The following is a 19787-nucleotide window of genomic DNA, read 5'->3' as shown; positions in this document are numbered from 1 at the left end:
GAGAATACGTTGGAGAAAGTATCACATAACCAACAGCTTATCATTGAAGGTGCTGGGTGTGCTAGCTGTGTAGGCAAAATTGAAGGGGCGTTGAAGGCAACTCTTGGAGTCGTCAGTGCGGAAATGAATTTTGCTGATAGGACAGTAACAGTTTATGGGACAGCTAAAACAAAAGAGTTGATCAAAGCTGTTGAGTCAGTGGGGTATAACGCGAAGCCAATTGATGATAGCTCAGCAACAGATGCGCTTGATGAGAAAGAGGCTGCGGATTTTGCATATTACAAAAAGCTAATGCGCGATACGTTTATTGCCCTTTCACTCGGCGTTCCTTTGATGATCTACAGCATTGTAGTTGGAGAAATGACGGTTGAAACAAACCTTGAACGAATTTCTTGGTTGGTTGTAGGCATTTTAACTTTTGGTGTTATGTATTTTTCAGGCAAGCATTTCTATGTAGGAGCATGGAAGAGCTTCAAAAATCATTCAGCCAATATGGACACCCTAATTGCTTTAGGAACAGGCACGGCTTGGTTGTATTCGATGGTTGTCGTGTTTGCACCTGACGCTGTTCCATTGATGGCACGGCATGTTTATTTTGAAGCTACCGCCATGATCATTGGCTTAATTGATTTAGGTTTAGCATTAGAAATCAAAGCCAGAGGTAAAACCTCTGAGGCCATTAAACGTCTTATCGGCTTGCAAGCCAAAACAGCAACCGTGGTTCGTGACAACAAAGAAGTTCAGATAGGTATTGAGCAGGTTTTATTTAACGATATTGTGAAGGTAAAACCGGGTGAAAAAATTCCCGTCGATGGCGTGGTATTGGAAGGACACACCTCTATTGATGAGTCCATGCTGACAGGCGAACCTATGCCTGCTGAAAAAGCTGAAGAAGATGAGGTTGTCGCAGGTACTTTGAACAAATCAGGCATGATTTTATTTAGAGCCACACGCGTTGGTAAAGACACGGCGCTTGCACAGATCATCAATATGGTGAAACGAGCACAAAATTCGAAACCGCCGATTGGCCGTTTGGCCGATGTTATTTCAGCTTTTTTCGTACCTGTCGTGATGATCACCTCTGTGTTAAGTGCGCTAGCATGGCTTAACTTTGGACCTGAGCCAGCCATTGCTTTTGCCATCGTTTCAGCAACTACTGTGCTTATTATTGCCTGCCCGTGTGCTTTAGGCTTGGCAACACCCATGTCTGTCATGGTGGGAGTAGGAAAAGCAGCAGAAGCCGGAGTGCTTATTCGCAACGGTGAGGCACTGCAAACCGCCTCTAAAATCACTGCCATGATTTTAGATAAAACGGGCACTATTACTGAAGGGGCACCTAAGGTAACCGATATTATTTTAGCAAAAGCTACTGACGAAAAAGACGTACTACAGCTTGCAGCAAGTTTAGAAAGCGGCTCAGAGCATCCTTTAGCGCAAGCGATTGTTGAAAGTGCGTTAGATCAGGATATTGAGTTACTAAAAATTGAAGCCTTTAACGCCATTACGGGTTTTGGTGTAGAAGCAAGCTGCAACAACAAAGCCCTGCTTTTCGGAAACGATAAACTAATGAAGTTAAAAGGCATAGACCTCACAGGCTTTGTTGAACAAGCACAGTCTTTAGCCAAAGAAGCCAAAACACCTATGTACTTTGCTGTAGATGGTGAACTTGCAGCAATCATTGCTGTTGCAGATCCTATCAAGTCAGACTCAATCTCTGCTATCAAACGGCTTCAGGCTAATGGTATACGCGTCATCATGTTAACGGGTGATAACAAGGAAACCGCTGCCGCCGTAGCTAAAAAAGTGGGTATTAGTGAGTTTCTTGCTGAAGTGCTGCCAGAAGATAAAGCCAACAAGGTGAAAGAGCTACAAGAAGGCGGCGAAATTGTTGGTATGACAGGAGATGGCATCAACGATGCTCCTGCGCTAGCGTTAGCCGATGTTGGCTTCGCCATAGGCACAGGGACTGATGTAGCTATCGAAAGTGCTGACATTACCCTAATGCGTGGTTCACTTCATGGCCTTGCTGATGCCATAGCGGTAAGCAAAGCTACTTTACGAAATATCAAACAAAACTTGTTTGGCGCGTTTGTCTATAACGTAGCCGGGATTCCTTTTGCTGCGGGGGTTCTATATCCCTTCTTTGGCATTCTGCTTAGCCCTGTAATTGCAGGTGCTGCAATGGCGTTTTCGTCATTGACTGTAGTGTCAAATGCAAATCGACTTCGCTTTTTTAAAGCAAAAGAGCATTAAGGAGAATCACAATGATGGTTATTAACTTATTAGGCTTAATGTTAATCGCGCTGATTGTTTGGTGGTTTTGGCTATATAAACCCAATAAAACAATCGTTCAAGGTAATGAAGTACTCATTGAAGTGAGGGATGGTGTGTATTCCCCATCCTCAATTCAGGTGTCTGCTAGCCAACCTGTCACTCTGAAGTTTATGCGCAAAGATCAATCCCCCTGCGCTGAAACAATGCTTATTCCTTCATTGGATATAAGCGAACAGCTTAAATTAAATGAAATTACTCAAATTACCCTATTGAACTTATCACCGGGAGAGCATGAGTTTCACTGTCAGATGCAAATGTATCGCGGTGTCTTAAAAGTCGTTTAGGAGGGCAATATGAAAAATCAACACCCTAATTTTTGGTCAACACCTACAGGCTGGGCTGCACTGGCACTTATTGCCGCAGTGACCTACTTCTTAGTGCTTGAGCATGGTCAACATATGCTGCAATTTCTTCCCTACTTGATTTTATTGCTATGCCCCTTGATGCACGTATTTATGCATGGCAGTCATGGTAAACATGGTCACGATCATTCACATGCGCCTGATGAAAAAAAGGAAGAGAGCTTTCAAGAACTCACGGATAAAAATGCAGCCTATCGCGATGGCTACATACAAGGGTTAGAAAAGGCACGTAAGGAATCACATAAAAAGGAGAGCAGTGATGAATGAAACATATGATTATGGCTTATGGTCAATGGTGATACTGAACTCAGCAATTTTTATCTTTTTTGCCTTTAGTTTTGTCAAACCAAAAACATCAACTGATTGGAGAAGTCTAAGCGCGTTCTCTGCCTTTATTGTTGCCCTATTTACTGAAATGTATGGCTTTCCTTTAACTATCTATTTTCTGTCGGGGTGGCTGACGGAGACCTATCCAGAAGTAAATTTCTTTGCGCATGAAAATGGGCATTTATTACATACTTTCTTTGGATTTCAAGGTGATGCCCATTGGGACCCATTTCATATAGTGAGTATGGTGTTAATTGTTGCAGGTTTCTTTATGTTGTCTTCAGCATGGAATGTATTGCATCACGCGCAAAAACATCATCAATTGGCTACAACTGGATGGTATGCAAGGTGTCGCCACCCACAGTATGTAGCTTTCATTCTAATCATGTTCGGCTTTTTATTGCAGTGGCCGACAATCCCAACACTTGCGATGTTTCCGATCTTAGTCGTTGTTTACGTCAAGCTAGCGAAACGCGAAGAAGCACAAGCGATTGCTGAGTTTGGTTCGGAGTACCACAGGTATATGGAATCGACACCAAGTTGGATCCCAAATTTTAATAAAAGTGTAGAAGGTAAAAATCATGAAAACGTTAACTAAATCAATTTTATTTATTAGTTCACTACTTATAACCACTAGCTCATTTGCCCAAAACAATGAGCATAAGCATGAAGGTGCGAACAAAGCTGATATGCATCAAGGCATGGCAATACCACATGAGAACATGGGAGAAATGCACAAAAAGATGATGGAAATGAAAAAGGAAGTCCATGCCATTAAAACTGAAAAAGATCCTGAAAAGCAACAGCAGATGATGGTTGAACATCACCGTTCAATGATGAAGATGATGCAATCCATGCACAAAAACATGGAAGAAATGCCAATGCATCAACAAATCAAGATGGCTGAACATCATTTAGAAATGATGGGGAACATGATGCCGCAGATGAACCGTAAAATGGAAGAAATGAAAGATAGCAATCAACAGCATTCACACAAACATTAGGAGAAAAATTATGAGCGATTTAAATCATAGAGTTGGCGTTAAAGAGCAAAATTTAGTTGTTCGAAACCTAAAGCTTAGCAATGTCACAGAAGAAAGCTGTGACGAGTTAGTAAAAGAAATAGATCAGCTTTTTGGTATAGATGAAGTTAGTTACAACATCAAAGAAGGTGAAATACACCTTGCCTATGATGCCGCAAACGTAAGCCTTGATGGGATTGAGGAGGTAATCCGTAAGTATGGCGCAGATGTTCATGATGATTGGTGGACACATACTAAAGAAAGTTACTATAAATTTGTTGATCAGAACATCAAAGATAACTCTGTTCATAAGCCTTGGAGTTGTCATCAAGCACCTTCGGGGGCTGGCCGGAAAAACAAATGAATTCATAAAAAAGTGTATAGATAATTAGTTAGTCAAATGAGGTAACAGTGATGAAAACACCCTATATAAAAGCTCTTTTATTGCTTACATTCGGTTTATATTTAGTGGGTTGTTCCAATACCACTTTTTATCATAAATACATGATGAGAGGTCAGGTAGTAGAAAGTTCTGATAATCGAACTCTAATCTGTATTGGTGCTAAGCATGGCGCAGAGGTTGGGCAAAAATACAGTGTTATTAGATTCCATGAAAGAATAGTATTGAGTGAAGGTGAAGATCCCTACACTATCGAAAAGGTAGGAACGGTACAAATTACTAAAATTGTGAATGATCATTTCGCAACTGTAAAGCTAGTGTCTGGTGACATTGCAGCGAAAGATATGGTGGAACTTGAAAACTAATAAAGTGGTGGCGAAAGCCACCACAAGAGCATAACAATAAAACTTAATGAAAAAACTTTAGTGTTATTTTGTACAACCTTTGAGATTGTTTGCTCAGTTCTGGTTATCTTGATGCCAGTACGACAGAAAAAATGTTACATATGAATTAGAAAGGTGTGGGCTGGCATCCTAGGTCTAATCTTAACAGTTAAGGGGCCGCCGAATAGAGCTATACCTTTACATCAGCAGCATAATCAATGCTCCCGCGATCATAAATAAGTTTTCAGATAGCGATACAAATCCAAGTGGCACACTGCTATCGCCGCCTACACAGGCACACTTTAACTGGCGTTTGTCGATGTAAACGGCTTTGAAAACTGAAATTGCTCCAACTGTGCCGATAAACAATGAAAATGGTGCCACTGCGAGAGGCTGTAGTTGGGCAACCATACCAATACCTGCATATGCTTCAATGAAGGGATAAATATAACCATATCTTATCCATCTCATCGCTAGTAAATCATAAGTAATAAACGAATTTGTGAAACTGTATAGGTCTTTCAGTTTTTGCACCGCTAAGAGCGTCATTGAAAAAGCTATAAATAGCATCAGTGTTCTGATGGAGATAAATGAGCCGGAAGCAAAATGTTGAGATGCGACAGCAAGAAGTGCAGCTATCGAGAAAATGGCTACAACGGGCGTGTAGGTTGTGCCAGTTTGACCTGCTTCATCTTTACCAAAATACTCTCTTAAGTCATCGTATCCTCCGACACGCTTTCCTTCAATAAAGGTTTGTGGCGTAGTTTTGACATCATGCTTAGCTTTGAAGTCATCAGCTTGTTGTCTTGACGTGAGCTTATGATCTTCTACATCATACCCTTGCCTCTCCAGCAAATCTTTCGACCTTAAACCATAGGGGCAGATATGTTCGTCAGTGACCATTCTGTACAGGGTAGCTGTCTTAGTCATCTTAGTCTCCTTTGTTCAGTGTGCCTTCAAACTTTGGGAGCGGTCGTTGCTCAGCCTGAGCTTGTGAGCTGACCTTTCCATTTTCAGAAATATCTTTAATCAGCCATTCCATTTCTTTTATTTCTTTTCGTTGGGCTTTAATAATACCATTTGCCAATTCACGCACGCGTACATCCTCCAAAGTTGAATGCTCACTAGTAAGAATAGCAATGGAGTGATGAGGAATCATCGCTTTCATGTAAGCAGTGTCAGAAATTGTGCTTTGAGAGCGAACAAGATAAAGACATATGGCAAACAGTATTGTCGCCAATAGAAAAATAGCCATGTTGAGCTTCTTGTTACTGTACATGCCAAGCATAAAGGCCAGCATGATCATTGCCATACCTGCTCCCATATACAACGCCATATAGATACGCGTTTCACTAAACCATATATGTGATACTGCGTAAGTGTTGAGATACATCATGACAAACATAGCAATGGTTGAGGTGATGATCATTGCAGCAAATCTTGAGTATTTCATAAGTAATCCTTACATTGATAGTGTAAATATTTCCCACTGTTAGCCTATTATTCTCTACATGTGGTCATGTTCTCGAAAAAGTGCAAGTAATGAGCCAGTATCAATAAGAGTATTTGTAATACGATTGACTCAATTTCAGCTTATATCTAAAGTTTAAGTTTTGAACTTATGATAGACACAGGCTAAATTGGCTTTAGTTAACAATCTAATGGGAGAACTCAAAGCACTACAAGCTGAGCTTCAACAAATGGCAAGCTCGTGTACAAGTGAAGCGTGTGAAATAATTAAGTCACTTTATAGTTAGAATTGTCATTCATTTTCTATCCGTAGTGTACGAATTTCTATTTTTTATTACGTTCATGTACGAAATTTATTTAATATACTTTCGTTCATTTAATTGTTAAGGTGTGCGAAAGTTACAGGTTTCGTATATATGAAAGTTGGTTTTGCAAGAGTTTCAACTAAAGAACAAGATTTAAATGTTCAACTGTCCAAGTTGGACGCTCAGGGCTGTGAAAAAATATTCCAAGGCAAACAGTCTGGTGCTTCGATTCGAAATGAAGAAAAGCTTTAGGAACTCATCGACTTTATCAGGGAAGGTGATGAAGTTATTGTTACTCGCCTCGACCGTTTGGGACGGTCGTTAAAATCTATTCTTGAGGCAATTGAAAGCATCCATAAGAAAGGTGCTTGTTTGAATATTATCGACGGCTCTCTCAATACCAAAAATGATAATCCGTTTGCCACTGCCATGATCAACCTATGTGGAGTATTTGTGACTGTGCATAATGATTGAGATTGATCTCATTTTAGACTGAAAGGTTTTAAAGGGATGCCGCCAATCTCTCTTTTTATGAAAGTATGATTTTTTAATCATAATATCTGAGACTCAATCAGTTATATTACGATAATTTGATGCTATTTGCTAACGGCAGCTCCTCCGACATTGCGGACATTAGCATCAATGAATACCTTATGACTTCACTTAGCCAAAAGCGGAAGTTAGCTTTTGAGTTATTAACGAAAATTCAGAGTGTAAAGCAGACGTTGAAGAGTCAATAATAAACTTCAATTTAAACACTCTAGTGCATTAACGGCTGCAACTAATTTTGTCGTTCTAGAATTGGCGGAATTTTGCTGTTCCATATGAGAAGTAAACACACCAGTCACCATTCAATAGTTTGGCAAAACCTTGTGTGACTCATACTTGTGATACCGCTGACATGAATTTGTCAGCATTTCTTCCGTTTTTATCTGTCCACATTTAGGACATGCAATAGTCGATTAATGTTCTATATTCTGCCCGTATGCCTCTAACAGAGTTAACTATCTAGTGACTTAATGATCCCGCATGCTTCAATAGTATTGTTCGAACCACAAGCACTAGCCATCTGTTGTAATTCAGCTTTAAGCGCCCTTAATTCTTTCATGCGTTTATTCACTAGTGCAAGTTGCTGATCAATTAATGCATTAACGCTAGAGCAGCTTTCTTTTGGCTTATTTTTTAATTCGATAAGACGTTTAATATCATTGAGTGATATATCTAGGCTGCGACAATGTTTTACGAACTCCAATTGTTTAAGTGCTTTACTATCATACAGCCTGAAATTACCTTCTGAACGGTTTGGATTTAACAGTAATCCTTCTCTTTCATAATATCTAATCGTTTGTATTGAACAGCCCGATTTTTTAGACAATTCGCCTATTTTCATCAATTTCCCCAGATATTTGACTCTATAGTTACTATAGAGTCTATAGTATAAGTATGCAACGAAAAGGATATATAAAAAATGACTGAGAAATATTTAAACAATACGAATATCGTTAATTTTGAACACAAAGATATCCAATCCTTGATCGATCAACGTAGGTGGAAAAACTTGGATAACTTCAACAAAATTGGTGCCGCTTATCAGTTTGTAAAAGATGAGATTTTCTTTGGTTATAATGAAAGCGATGATATTGCAGCAAGCGATGTGCTAGCAGATGGTTATGGACAATGTAATACTAAGGGTAATCTGTTAATGGCACTATTGCGTGGACTAGGCATTCAATGCCGATTTCATGGGTTTACCATAGACCAGCAACTACAAAAAGGTGCTATCCCAAGCTATGTATTTTGGTTAGCACCTAAATACATCATTCATAGTTGGGTAGAAGTTTACTTTGAAGGGCGTTGGATAAACTTAGAGGGCTTTATATTGGATGAGCAATACTTAAGCTCTCTACAGGAGAAATTTGACCAAGTAAAAGATGATTTTTGTGGTTATGGTGTTGCAACAAAGTGCTTTTCATCACCAGATACAGATTGGCGTGGAGAAAATACCTATATTCAAAAAGAAGGTATTCATGATGACTTTGGGCTTTATGATTCCCCTGATGAGTTCTATCTCGAAAAAGGGACTAACTTGTCGGGGTTCAAACGCTGGATATATCAACGCTTGATACGTCACTTGATTAATATGAATGTATCAAAACTAAGAAATAGAAAAGTACTAGAGGTACAAAATGCACAACCATAATCATAGTCATCAACATGGTAAAGATGACCGTATTGGTTGGGCATTTTTCCTTAATGTGACATTCACTATTATCGAATTTATAGGTGGTTGGCTCACTAACAGTACGGCGATAATGGCAGATGCAGTTCATGATTTGGGTGATAGCCTGTCTATAGGGTTTGCTTGGTTATTGAGTCGTTTTTCAAATAAAGAAGCATCAGATAGGTTTAGTTATGGTTATCGTAGACTTACTCTCTTTGGCGCATTGATAAACAGTATTGTTTTAATCATTGGCTCAATTTGGATTTTATTTGAAGCAATTCCAAGGCTGTCCAATCCTGAAATGCCTGTAGTCGAGGGGATGTTAGGGCTAGCGATACTCGGCGTTGCCGTTAACGGATATGCTGTATTAAAATTAAAAGCGGGTGAAACATTAAATGAGAAAGTGCTGACATGGCACCTTCTTGAAGATGTACTTGGATGGGTTGCCGTTCTTATAGTCTCTATCGTACTGTTGTTCGCTGAACTGCCGATATTAGATCCCCTTTTATCAATAGGGTTCACGCTGTTCATCTTGTTTAATGTTTTCAAAAACCTGAAATCAACACTCGTTTTATTTCTTCAAGCTGCACCCGATAAAGAGACTCAAAAGCGTATTAAACTATCACTAATGGAATTTCCTGAAGTTAATGGTATCCACCACATGCACTTTTGGTCACTAGATGGTGAAAGTCACGTTTTAACAGCGCACCTTGAGCTGAGTGACAACTTTGACGTTAAAGAATTAATTAGGCTTAAACAAGAAGTTGCAGCTAAATTATCTTCCTATCATTTATCGCATACAACGATAGAGTTTGAGTTTTTAAATGAAAATTGTCGGGATGAAGCGCAGTAAGCTTTATCAATAAAATGTTGGGCATACAATATAAAAAGCAGCTTAATTAGGCATAACCTAGTAATTAAGCTGCTTTTTTGTTTTTAAATTTCGTCAGATTGCTGTTTACTACTCTCAGCGCCATGCGCCCATTGATATAAAATAGGCAATACAAACAAAGTTAAAATTGTAGAAGATACAATACCGCCGATAACAACTGTTGCTAGTGGTCGTTGCACTTCTGCACCAATTCCAGTGTTTAACGCCATTGGAATAAAACCTAAACTTGCGACCAGTGCCGTCATTAAAATAGGTCTTAAACGAATGATGGCACCTTCAATGATCGCTACGTAAAGGTCGCCTTTTTCATGCCAAAGATCTCGAATAAAAGCCAACATAACCAAGCCATTTAATACGGCAACACCTGACAATGCTATGAAGCCGACACCTGCCGAAATAGATAAAGGCATGTCTCTTAAATAAAGAGAAATTACGCCCCCAGTTAATGCTAACGGTACACCACTGAAAATGATCAATGCATCTTTTAATGAACCAAATGCAATAACCAAAATACCTAAGATAACAATTAGTGTGATCGGCACAACTAAGCTTAATCTTTTACTCGCTGACTCTAGCTGTTCAAAGGTTCCGCCATAATCAAGCCAGTATCCTGCTGGAATTTCTCCTTCCTGATTAATTTTAGCTTTCACTTCTTTGACAAAACCGCCTAAATCTCTACCACGAACATTGACGGTAACCACAACTCTTCTTTTACCTCTCTCACGGCTAATTTGAGCAGGTAAAGACTCAGATTTAAGCTCTGCAACTTCTTCAAGTGGCACATAGTTACCATTCTCAAGTGGAAGCGGCAGATGCTTCAAGCTATCGATATCCGTTCTTATTTGCTCCGGTAGACGAACAACTAACTCAAATCGTCTGTCTCCTTCATAAATGATCCCCGCAGATTCACCGCCAATTGCAGTAGCAACCCAGTCTTGCAGTTCGGTAACGCTCAAACCATACCTACCAAGCGCTTCTCGTTTAGGAATTACTGATAAAGATGGAACACCTGTGACCTGTTCCATTCGGGCATCAGCAGCACCGTCCACGGTTTTCACTATATTTAGAATATCTTTTGCGGTGAGTAATAACCGATCCAAATCATCACCAAATATTTTGATGCCGACATCAGCTCTAACGCCAGAAATCAATTCATTGAAACGCATTTGAATAGGCTGAGTGAATTCATAGTTGTTGCCCGGAATGTTTTTCAGTACCTCTTCCATTTCTTCAACTAATTCACTCTTTGGCTTTGAAGGTTCGGCCCAATCTTTACGTGGTTTTAAAATAACAAAGATATCAGCAATACTCGGTGGCATTGGGTCAGTTGCTACTTCTGGTGTGCCGATGCGCGAGAATACTTTATCAACTTCAGGAAACGCTTTAATACGTTGCTCAAGTACTTCTTGCATTTCTACTGATTGCTCTAGGCCAGTCGATGGAATTCTTAATGCCTGTAGTGCAATATCACCTTCATTTAATTGAGGAACAAATTCTGTCCCAAGCGTAGTTGCTAACCAAAGGCTATACCCCATTAACAGCGTTGAGAATGAAACAATAATCCAACGAAATTTCATCGCCATTTTTAACAATGGTTCATAAATAGACTTGGTTGAACGAATAACTACACTTTCTTTTTCGCTGATTTTACCTTTCATAAACACAGCTACAGCAGCAGGAACCAGTGTAACTGAAAGGATCATTGCGGAAATTAACGCCATAACGACAGTTGCCGCCATAGGGTGGAACATTTTCCCTTCAACGCCAGTTAGCGTGAAAATGGGGATGTAAACAACAGTGATAATTGCCACACCAAACAAGCTTGGACGTATCACTTCTGAAGTGGCTTCAAAAACGGTATTTAGGCGTTCTCTTAAGTCTTGCCTATGACCGTTGTGTTGGGCCTGTGCTAACCTACGGACAGAGTTTTCAACGATGATTACAGCCCCGTCCACTATCAAGCCAAAGTCCAATGCGCCGAGACTCATTAAATTGGCAGATACTCCTGCTTGCACCATACTTGTGATTGTCATTAACATGGAAATAGGGATAACAGCAGCGGTAATGAGAGCTGCACGTAAATTTCCAAGTAGAATAAATAACACAACAATAACTAAAAGCGCACCTTCAACGAGGTTTTTGGTAACGGTTGCAATCGCTTTATCTACTAACGTTGTTCTGTCGTAAACAGGCTCTGCGGTAATGCCCTTTGGCAGAGATTTTTGTATTTCGCTGAGCTTATGTTCCACTTCTAAAGCAACGGTGCGAGAATTCTCACCAATCAGCATCATGGTTGTACCAAGCACTGTCTCAATGCCATTACGAGTAGCAGCCCCTGTTCTAAGTTCTTTGCCTATAGCAACATTGGCAACATCACTTATTTTTACAGGAATACCATCGTTCTTTTTGATGATGACATTGAGGATCTCATCTATTGTCGCTAGTTGCCCAATGGAGCGTACTAAAACTTGCTGTCCGTTTTGTTCGATATAACCTGCGCCACGGTTGTCATTGTTTTTACGTAATGCATCAGATATTTCTTCAAAGGTTACCTGATGAAAAAGTAATTTTTCGGGTTTAGGCGTTATGTGATATTGCTTGTTGTAGCCGCCGATACTGTTGACCTCAATGACGCCTTTAACTTGAGCCAATTGCGGTTTAATGATCCAGTCTTGTATTTCTCTTAAGGCAATAGCGGTATAAGGCTCTCCATTAGGCATTTTAGCGTCAGGAGAAGCTTGTACGGTATACATAAATATTTCGCCAAGCCCTGTCGAAATAGGACCCATTTCTGGCTCTAAGCCAGAGGGAATAACGCCTTTTATCGCAGCTAATCTTGCATTGATTAAGTTGCGAGCAAAATAAATATCGGTTCCCTCTTCAAAGATAACGGTTACTTGAGATAATCCATATCTTGACAGGGAGCGGGTGTGAGACAGCTTTGGCAATCCGGCTAAGGCGGTTTCTACAGGAAAGGTCACCCTTTGTTCCGCTTCCAAAGGTGAATAACCGGGGGCAGAAGTGTTTATTTGTACCTGCACGTTTGTTATATCTGGAACAGCATCAATGGGAAGTTTTTGATAACTCCACATGCCAACGCCGATGATTACCATCAGCAGACTTAATACTAAATAGCGTCTATTTATTGCAAGACGCAAAATTGATTCAATCATATTGCGTCTCCTAATCGTCGTCTTCTACTTCAGATTTCAAAATATCCGCTTTTATCAGATAACTGTTTTTGTTTACATATTCAGCGTCTTTACTGAGGCCATCAATGACCTCGATATAGTTTTTGTCTGAACGTCCGAGCACAAGTGGCGCAAACTCGTACTCTTCATCTTCTTTTACAAAGACACCAAATTGTCCTCCCAGTTCTTGTATCGCAACTTTCTCGACGGCTAAATCCACCTCAAATCGGTTTATCTTTACGCTGCCCATTAATAATTGGCCTGAGGTTAGGTTTAGCTCAGTGTTATTTAAACGTACACGTGCTAAAACATAAGACTGATCTTTAGCTGGAATTATATTGGTGATGGTTGAGTTGAATGCCTGTTCACCATGCTCAATATCAACAGGTTGACCGACTTTGATTTGATTATATTGGCTGGTAAACACCTTAAATTCAGCCCACAAGGTGTCAAAATTGACGATTTCAAACAAGCTAGTGTTTTGCGTGATACCGCCAATATTTCCATTTCGCTGTAAAACAGTCCCAGAAACAGGGGATGTTATTTTATAGGTATTTAAGCTTTCATTAGATTCAATAACGGCTAATAGATCTCCTTTTTTTACCTTATCACCAACAGTGGAGTTAATTGTCTTTATAACGCCGTTATATCTAGCGCCAACTTGAAATAATTGTTCAGCGCCTATCGTCGTAGCGCCGTATACAGGGATAGTTTGGTTCAACGTTTTTGAAGCTAAATAGGCTGTTTCAACACCAAGCCTTTTTGCCATGTTATTGTTTATTTTGCTAATGCCTTCTTCGCCTTCATGTTCATCTTCACTAGCGATAACACTTTGAATGGGTGATAGATACCCAATAAAAATCAATAGTGCGAGTAAATAGTTTTTCATTTTGAATTCCTAAACGATTCAGTTAATAACTGAATCAATAAATTGTTATTAAACTTAAAGTGATGTTTATTTAGAGTGACAGCGCTTCGTTTGTTAGTTTTTCTATCTCTGCGCCATAAATTAGGGCAGCAGATGCCGCATCAATGAGGGTTCGCCGAGCATTTAACAGCTCTTGTCTAGCCGATACATAATCAAGATATCCATATCGACCTTTTTGATAGGCGTCTTGAGTATCTTCCAGTGCATCTTCAAGCATTGGGATAACCGACTGCTTTAATGAATTAGCTGTTAATATGGCTTGTTTTCTATTGGAGTATGCTCGTAGTAAGTGATTTCTAAACCTCAACTTAGTCGCCTCTTTCTCTATGGCAACTTGGTCACGCTCTGCTAGCGCACTAGCGATTGCACCAGAATTTCGCTTTTCAGCAAACAAAGGTAAGCTAAAGCCAGCGACCAGTGCCGTATCATTGGCTTCTTGAGAGCGCCTAACACCAACAGACCATTTGATATTGGCCGTTGACTCTGTTTTAGCCAACTGTAATTCGGCCTCTTTTAGTCGCTGCTCACTTGCATAAACTTGAATAGCAGGGTTTTTCTCTAATTTCGCAAAGAGACTACTAAAATCACTATCATTGCCAAACTGAAACAGATCTCCAGTTACTCTAGAGAATGACACTGATGTTTCTCCCCAGTAAGCTGATAAAGAAAGCTTTAGATATTCCAAGCGCTTTTGTTCAGATTGAAGGGTGAGGTTAGCCTGAGCAATAACTGCTTTTGAACGTTTCACTTCAGCCTCAGGAGTAGCACCTGCGCGGTTACGCTGAGATACAATCTCTAACGTTTCTTGTGCTAAGCTCAATGCATTATCTGCCAATATCACTCTTTGTTGGGCTGCAAGTACTTCCACGTACTTCTCAGTGACTTGAGCCATTAAATTAAGCGCAGAGACTTCTTTCTCAGCATTGAGTAGTGCTCTTGATTTTGAAACAAGTCCAATCCGCGCTGAGCGTTTATCTCCCATTTCGATAACCGAAGATAGAGCGACTGTTAATTCAGCACTGTCGAATGCATTAAATTCACCTGAGCCTGCAAAGTTCTCAGCTTCAACTTCTAGTTCATAAGCGGGATTTAAACTTGCTGTTTGTTCTTGTCCTGTTAATGCGGTTTGTTTGAAATCAAATATTTTGAGTTCAGGATTTTGTTTAAGCGTCCACTGAATTGCCTCTTGAAGATTTAACTGCTTTTCAAAGGCATAAACATTAAATGTAAAAAGTGACAACGCGAGAAACGCGATATATTTAAGCTGAGGTGTTACACACCTCAAAATTGCTATCTTGCGATGCTCACAGGTATTAAGTGCCATGTATACTTTCCTATAAATTTATATGTGATATTTAGGTCATTAACATTTGACCTTTCTTAATTTTCTATAAAATTTAGGCGTATTTAGGTGGGCGGAATGGCACCGACATATAGCCTTTTAGCTCAGGAGAAACTAAGGCGTAGGTAAGGAAATATTCTATTTTTTGTAAAATATTACAAGAATAATCTGCATTTAAAAATAAGTGACAACAGCAACAAAAATTACAATTATCAATTAAAGTTTGGCTATTACTCACCTCAAATAAATTGGAGGTTTCTGGAGATTCTAGCGGGGTAATAGACTCAGTTAGTGATGTATTAAAAGAACTTTCAATTAAGTTTACTTCAAGCTCTTCTAGCGAAAAAAACACAGATTGCACCGCGATTAAAATCATTATCACGTATGATATATATGGTTTAAAATATGACGGACGCATTAGGTTCATTGTTATCTAGTTCGCTTCAATCAGTCTGATAGTTCCCAAAGTCGTTGGGACTATGTTTAAATCTGAAACATGAGTAAACCCTGATTCAACCTCTAAAGAAGGAAGGACTCCATCTACATTATCTTTTGTAGTTTCAAAACCATCTAATAACTGAACGACAAAGAACAATATCCGTTGAAATATTGAAGTCGGCTTTCCCCAGTCAGCAATTAATAAAATGCCACCCGGTTTAAGTACCCGACGAATTTCAGTTAATGTCGCACGCTTAGTTGAACGGCTTAAGTGATGAAAAAACAAACTTGAAACTACGATATCAAAGGAATTATCACTAAAAGGCATTTCTTGTCCAAAGCCCTGTCTAAAAGAAATATTAAGATCCTTGCCTATAACTTTTTTCTGTGAAATATCTAAAGCGGTTTGGTCTGCATCTAAGCCTATTACGGTATATTTAGGTGATTTTTCAGCTATTAATTTTGTTAGCGTTCCGGTTCCACATCCAACATCAAGTAGGTTGTTTCCTTTGACGTTGGCAACTTTATCTACAATCAGTTTTTTAAAAAATGCTTCTCTCTTGGTGATAGCAACGAGGCTGTCATAAAAATTAGTTAACCAATGAAATCGTAATGGCGGAATGTAGGCATTGTTTTTCATAACTTCATTTCCCTTTAGCCGTTTGAAGCAGACTTAAACTAGCTATAAAGATGCTATTAATGGTTTTAAAATTTAAATAAATAGCCATGATGAATTTGTTTAATACTTTAGCTGTAAGATACGGCGAGCACCGTTTAAAACTACAACAGCAATAATCAAACCAATCACTAAATCTGGATAACGGCTGCTTGTTACTGTAACTAAAAAGCCAGCTAAGATTACCCCAACATTTGCAATAACGTCATTTGCGGAAAAAATCCAGCTTGCTTTCATATGAGCGCCGTCTTCTTTATTACCAAATATTAAAAATAGACAAGCAATGTTAGCGATTAGTGCTATTCCACCAAATATCATCATTAAAGAAGAGATCGGTTCACTACCGTAAACAAAGCGTCTTACGACTTCGCTCAAAGCACTTAGCGCTAGAATAACTTGAAGCACACCAGATATATGTGCCGCTCTAAGTTTCATGCTGATACTTTTACCTACCGAATAAATAGCCAAACCATACACAGCAGCATCAGCAAACATATCTAATGAGTCTGCAATTAGGCCAGCAGACTGTGCAATCAACCCAGCAATTACTTCTATAAAAAACATGACTCCATTAATGGCTAACAACCATTTTAGGGTTGATGCTTCTTTCATCTCATTTTTTTGGGCTAGATCTTTTGCTTTTGCAGCTTCGGTGCTGCAACTTTCTTTAGTTGATGCCAACTCTGCACCGAGATTGAGTTGTTGTAATTTTTTTGTTATCTCATCTAAATTTTCATCATGAAAAACCTTGACTAAACGGCTAGGAATATCAAATTGCAACCCAACTGAAGGCTCAATTGAGTCAAGTGCTAACCTAATCAATCTCTCTTCTGAAGGACAGTCCATTTGAGGTACTTTAAATGTACTGACAAACGCGCCACTATAGTTATCTAATTGTGTATCAATTTTTACATCTTCATTGGTAGAAGATGATTGACACTGATCACTACATTTTTCTGACATATTTAACATTCCGTAATAATATTAAAATAAGTATAAAATCTATAGTGGCTATAGAGTCAAATAAAAATTATTCAATATGAAAAGTTTGGGAAGTAACTCAAATAGCTATTCCAAGAAAATAATTGTTGGGGGGTAGTGACAGCAAACACTGCTAACATTATTTGGACTGCCCGTTTTATACCGATGTTTATCAAAGATAAAAAATAGAAGAGCTATCTAGATAGAATAAATTAACCGATGATCCTAATTCCACATTAAAGTCGCGTTGGTGTGTTACTAATTGTACAGAGGATCTAAAACAAGATTTAAATTTAAAAGTAAGAGCAACGACTATATTGTTGGAACACTTGTCATGAGATACGCTAAGCCTAATGTCCGGTTTCGTATCAAAGTGAATTTTAGCTGAAGTAATTTTGTACCATCGTTTACGACTGCTTCAGGCTCAAATCTGACGAAGATTTCCTAGTACTCACCCAATCTGGCTTGATGAGAAATAATCTCAAACATTATGCGTAGCCACATATTCGCTCAACTTGAGCGGGATCTTATAAAAGCCAGAACCACAGAAGGTCGTGAAGAGGCTAAAGCTAAAGGCAAACACATGGGCAGATTGCCTGCTTTATCAGACAAACAAGCGAAAGAATTATATAAAGATAAATTAAATGGTGAATCGATCTCTGCATTAGCGAAGAAATATTCTGTTAGCCGCCCGACGGTTCATCGAACTATTGAAAGAATGGAACAAAAAAATAATAAATAAAAGGAGATGTTATGTGGTCTGATAAAGAGTCAAAAATTGACTTCTTAAACTTTAATGAAACGGCTGAGTCGATTAAAGATCTTATCACTGAAAAGGAATTAATGCCTATTAGTATAGGTGTCTTTGGTGATTGGGGCGCTGGAAAATCCACGATTCTTGAACTTACCAAAGCATCTTTGGAAACTGATGAACAAGAATATATCCAAGTGCATTTCGATGCATGGACTTTCCAAGGATACGATGACGCTAAAGCAGCGCTATTAGAAACAATTGCATCTACTTTAGTAAAAAAAGCAGCAGACGATAAAAATCTAAGTGCAAAAGCAATAGAGTTTGCTGGACGAATAGATAAGATCAGACTGATGGGACTGCTAATGGATGGTGGTGCAGCATTAGCTGGTATACCGACTATGGGTGGTATACAGAAGATCATGGGACTATTCAGTGGTGGTGACGATGGTGAACTTGATGTTGATGATGTAAAAGGTGCTGTCGATGGCGCTAAGGATGTTGCGAAGAAAAACAAAGGTTTGATCAAAGATAAGAAATCATTCTCACCTCCTAAAGAAATTAAAGAATTCCGAAAAGCATATTCTGATCTGTTAAAGGAGTTTGATAAGCCACTTATTGTCTATGTCGATAATTTAGATCGCTGCTCTCCATTTAATGCCATTTCAACACTTGAGGCGATCAGATTATTTCTATTTTTACCAAATACCGCATTTGTCATTGCCGCCGATGAAGACATGATCCGTTTGGCAGTACCTGAATATCACAAAGGTGCATCTCAACGACATCAAACTGATTATTTAGACAAGCTTATTCAAATTCCTGTGCATGTACCAAGGCCCGGTGTTCTTGAGATAAGGGCATATTTAATGATGCTCACCGCTCAAGACCACGGAGTGACAGATGCTCAGTTAGAAGCGATAAGATGTGCCCTTGAAGAATCATTAAGGCTTTCTTGGAAACAACCACAAATTACCGTTGATGAGCTTCTTCAGGATCACGATATCGAAAAGCATTCAGGACTCAGAAGCAAATTTGTAGTTGCTGAACAGTTAGCTCCACTATTAGCTGAATCCACAAACATTAACGGTAACCCTCGCATAGTTAAGCGATTACTCAATCAAGTTAAGATGAGAAAGAAAACGGCTCACCGTCGAGGAATGCAGCTTGACGAGAAAACTATCACTAAGCTGGTAATTTTTGAGAGGTGCTTAGGCACTCAGGCTACTAACAAGCTTTATGAATTAATTGATAAGGAAAACGGATATCCAAAAGTTTTAGCGGATCTCGAAAATTCAGAAGTTGAATTTGATGAAATAAAGTTACCTGAAGAGTGGAAACTCGACCTAGCTTTTATTGATAAATGGTCAAAATTACCTCCAATGTTTACTGAGATGGATTTGACCCCAGCGGCATACCTTAGCCGAGAAAGCATTCCAATGGGTGCTGTTAATGCGGTAATGTCGGGAGCTGCTCAAAAACTTGTAGAAGAATTAATGAAGCAAAAGGTAAGGGTCAGTGGCGTTAACTCTACTGCGATTACTACAACTCCGAAGGAAGAGTACATGTCAGTCATGGATGGTTTGATTGAAAACTTTAAGTTGATTGGTGATTGGACCGAAAAACCAACAGGCATCTATGGAGCCGTGTTACTTGCCAAGCAGGATGATAAATGTTGCTTAAGTCTTCTTACATTCTTAAAAAGCTTGCCTCGTCAAAGGTGGCTCAATCCAATCTTAAAAGAACTAGAGGGAATTAAGTAAT

Annotated in this window: 19 protein-coding genes and 1 pseudogene; 12 read left to right on the top strand and 8 right to left on the bottom strand. The window is 39.1% G+C overall.

Translation table 11 applies throughout. The features are described 5' to 3' along the window. The first annotated feature begins 9 nt into the window (after window positions 1–9). The 7 genes from EVU92_RS01025 to EVU92_RS00995 are packed head-to-tail and all read left to right on the top strand — an operon-like array spanning window position 10 to window position 4810. The gene (locus tag EVU92_RS01025) at window positions 10–2253 is read left to right on the top strand and encodes a heavy metal translocating P-type ATPase (protein ID WP_008467856.1); all 2244 of its coding nucleotides are present in this window, start codon (window positions 10–12) and stop codon (window positions 2251–2253) included. An 11-nt stretch (window positions 2254–2264) separates the two neighbouring features. Beyond that, window positions 2265–2618, top strand: coding sequence for a cupredoxin domain-containing protein (locus EVU92_RS01020; RefSeq protein WP_004589267.1), 354 nt, complete (start codon window positions 2265–2267; stop codon window positions 2616–2618). Window positions 2619–2627: 9 nt separating this feature from the next. Further along, complete coding sequence (locus tag EVU92_RS01015; RefSeq protein ID WP_008467859.1) at window positions 2628–2963, top strand: DUF2933 domain-containing protein; 336 nt, start codon at window positions 2628–2630, stop codon at window positions 2961–2963. After that, window positions 2956–3621 carry an isoprenylcysteine carboxylmethyltransferase family protein gene (locus tag EVU92_RS01010; protein WP_008467861.1) on the top strand — a complete coding sequence of 222 codons (666 nt, stop codon included), beginning with the start codon at window positions 2956–2958 and terminating at the stop codon, window positions 3619–3621. The genes EVU92_RS01015 and EVU92_RS01010 overlap by 8 nt, the downstream gene beginning before the upstream one ends. Then, window positions 3605–4027: a hypothetical protein gene (locus tag EVU92_RS01005; RefSeq protein WP_008467863.1), complete on the top strand. Its 423-nt coding sequence runs from the start codon at window positions 3605–3607 to the stop codon at window positions 4025–4027. Before EVU92_RS01010 ends, EVU92_RS01005 begins: the two co-directional genes overlap by 17 nt. A 10-nt stretch (window positions 4028–4037) precedes the next feature. Then, window positions 4038–4409: a hypothetical protein gene (locus EVU92_RS01000; protein WP_008467865.1), complete on the top strand. Its 372-nt coding sequence runs from the start codon at window positions 4038–4040 to the stop codon at window positions 4407–4409. 50 nt (window positions 4410–4459) lie between these two features. Then, window positions 4460–4810 carry a hypothetical protein gene (locus EVU92_RS00995; protein WP_004589646.1) on the top strand — a complete coding sequence of 117 codons (351 nt, stop codon included), beginning with the start codon at window positions 4460–4462 and terminating at the stop codon, window positions 4808–4810. Between the two features lie 216 nt (window positions 4811–5026). On the opposite strand, the gene EVU92_RS00990 is transcribed toward EVU92_RS00995, so the two are convergent. Further along, window positions 5027–5758 carry a glutaredoxin gene (locus EVU92_RS00990; protein ID WP_008109669.1) on the bottom strand — a complete coding sequence of 244 codons (732 nt, stop codon included), beginning with the start codon at window positions 5756–5758 and terminating at the stop codon, window positions 5027–5029. Window position 5759: 1 nt separating this feature from the next. Next, on the bottom strand, window positions 5760–6281 hold the full coding sequence (locus EVU92_RS00985) for a DUF305 domain-containing protein (RefSeq protein ID WP_008109672.1): 522 nt from the start codon (window positions 6279–6281) through the stop codon (window positions 5760–5762). Between the two features lie 433 nt (window positions 6282–6714). Between EVU92_RS00985 and EVU92_RS21750 the strand changes: the two are divergent. Continuing rightward, window positions 6715–7077 (top strand): annotated as a pseudogene (locus EVU92_RS21750) (recombinase family protein). Between the two features lie 526 nt (window positions 7078–7603). Here the strand turns inward: EVU92_RS21750 and cadR are convergent. Further along, on the bottom strand, window positions 7604–7993 hold the full coding sequence (gene cadR, locus EVU92_RS00975; protein WP_130049671.1) for a Cd(II)/Pb(II)-responsive transcriptional regulator: 390 nt from the start codon (window positions 7991–7993) through the stop codon (window positions 7604–7606). Between the two features lie 78 nt (window positions 7994–8071). Here cadR and EVU92_RS00970 point away from each other — a divergent pair, with 78 nt between their 5' ends. Then, on the top strand, window positions 8072–8803 hold the full coding sequence (locus EVU92_RS00970) for a transglutaminase family protein (protein ID WP_005245162.1): 732 nt from the start codon (window positions 8072–8074) through the stop codon (window positions 8801–8803). Continuing rightward, window positions 8790–9677: a cation diffusion facilitator family transporter gene (locus EVU92_RS00965; protein ID WP_008109680.1), complete on the top strand. Its 888-nt coding sequence runs from the start codon at window positions 8790–8792 to the stop codon at window positions 9675–9677. The genes EVU92_RS00970 and EVU92_RS00965 overlap by 14 nt, the downstream gene beginning before the upstream one ends. An 83-nt stretch (window positions 9678–9760) precedes the next feature. Here the strand turns inward: EVU92_RS00965 and EVU92_RS00960 are convergent, their stop codons facing one another. The 5 genes from EVU92_RS00960 to EVU92_RS00935 form a co-directional block, all read right to left on the bottom strand. Continuing rightward, complete coding sequence (locus tag EVU92_RS00960; protein WP_130049670.1) at window positions 9761–12889, bottom strand: CusA/CzcA family heavy metal efflux RND transporter; 3129 nt, start codon at window positions 12887–12889, stop codon at window positions 9761–9763. 10 nt (window positions 12890–12899) lie between these two features. After that, complete coding sequence (locus EVU92_RS00955; protein ID WP_008109684.1) at window positions 12900–13796, bottom strand: efflux RND transporter periplasmic adaptor subunit; 897 nt, start codon at window positions 13794–13796, stop codon at window positions 12900–12902. Window positions 13797–13866: 70 nt separating this feature from the next. Further along, complete coding sequence (locus EVU92_RS00950; protein ID WP_008109686.1) at window positions 13867–15159, bottom strand: TolC family protein; 1293 nt, start codon at window positions 15157–15159, stop codon at window positions 13867–13869. A 451-nt stretch (window positions 15160–15610) separates the two neighbouring features. Next, on the bottom strand, window positions 15611–16255 hold the full coding sequence (locus tag EVU92_RS00940; RefSeq protein ID WP_130049669.1) for a class I SAM-dependent methyltransferase: 645 nt from the start codon (window positions 16253–16255) through the stop codon (window positions 15611–15613). A 99-nt stretch (window positions 16256–16354) separates the two neighbouring features. Then, window positions 16355–17254: a cation transporter gene (locus EVU92_RS00935; RefSeq protein WP_130049668.1), complete on the bottom strand. Its 900-nt coding sequence runs from the start codon at window positions 17252–17254 to the stop codon at window positions 16355–16357. A gap of 508 nt (window positions 17255–17762) precedes the next feature. Here EVU92_RS00935 and EVU92_RS21745 point away from each other — a divergent pair. Both EVU92_RS21745 and EVU92_RS00925 read left to right on the top strand, forming a co-directional pair. Next, window positions 17763–18014, top strand: coding sequence for a helix-turn-helix domain-containing protein (locus EVU92_RS21745; protein ID WP_045979594.1), 252 nt, complete (start codon window positions 17763–17765; stop codon window positions 18012–18014). 11 nt (window positions 18015–18025) lie between these two features. Next, complete coding sequence (locus EVU92_RS00925) at window positions 18026–19786, top strand: P-loop NTPase fold protein (protein WP_082079326.1); 1761 nt, start codon at window positions 18026–18028, stop codon at window positions 19784–19786. Window position 19787 lies beyond the last annotated feature (1 nt).

It is taken from the genome of Pseudoalteromonas sp. MEBiC 03485 (genome assembly GCF_004195145.1).
GTDB classification, from domain to species: Bacteria; Pseudomonadota; Gammaproteobacteria; order Enterobacterales; family Alteromonadaceae; genus Pseudoalteromonas; species Pseudoalteromonas apostichopi.
Note: the sequence above shows the minus strand (reverse complement) of the source record. Positions and strands in the feature narration are given on the sequence as shown.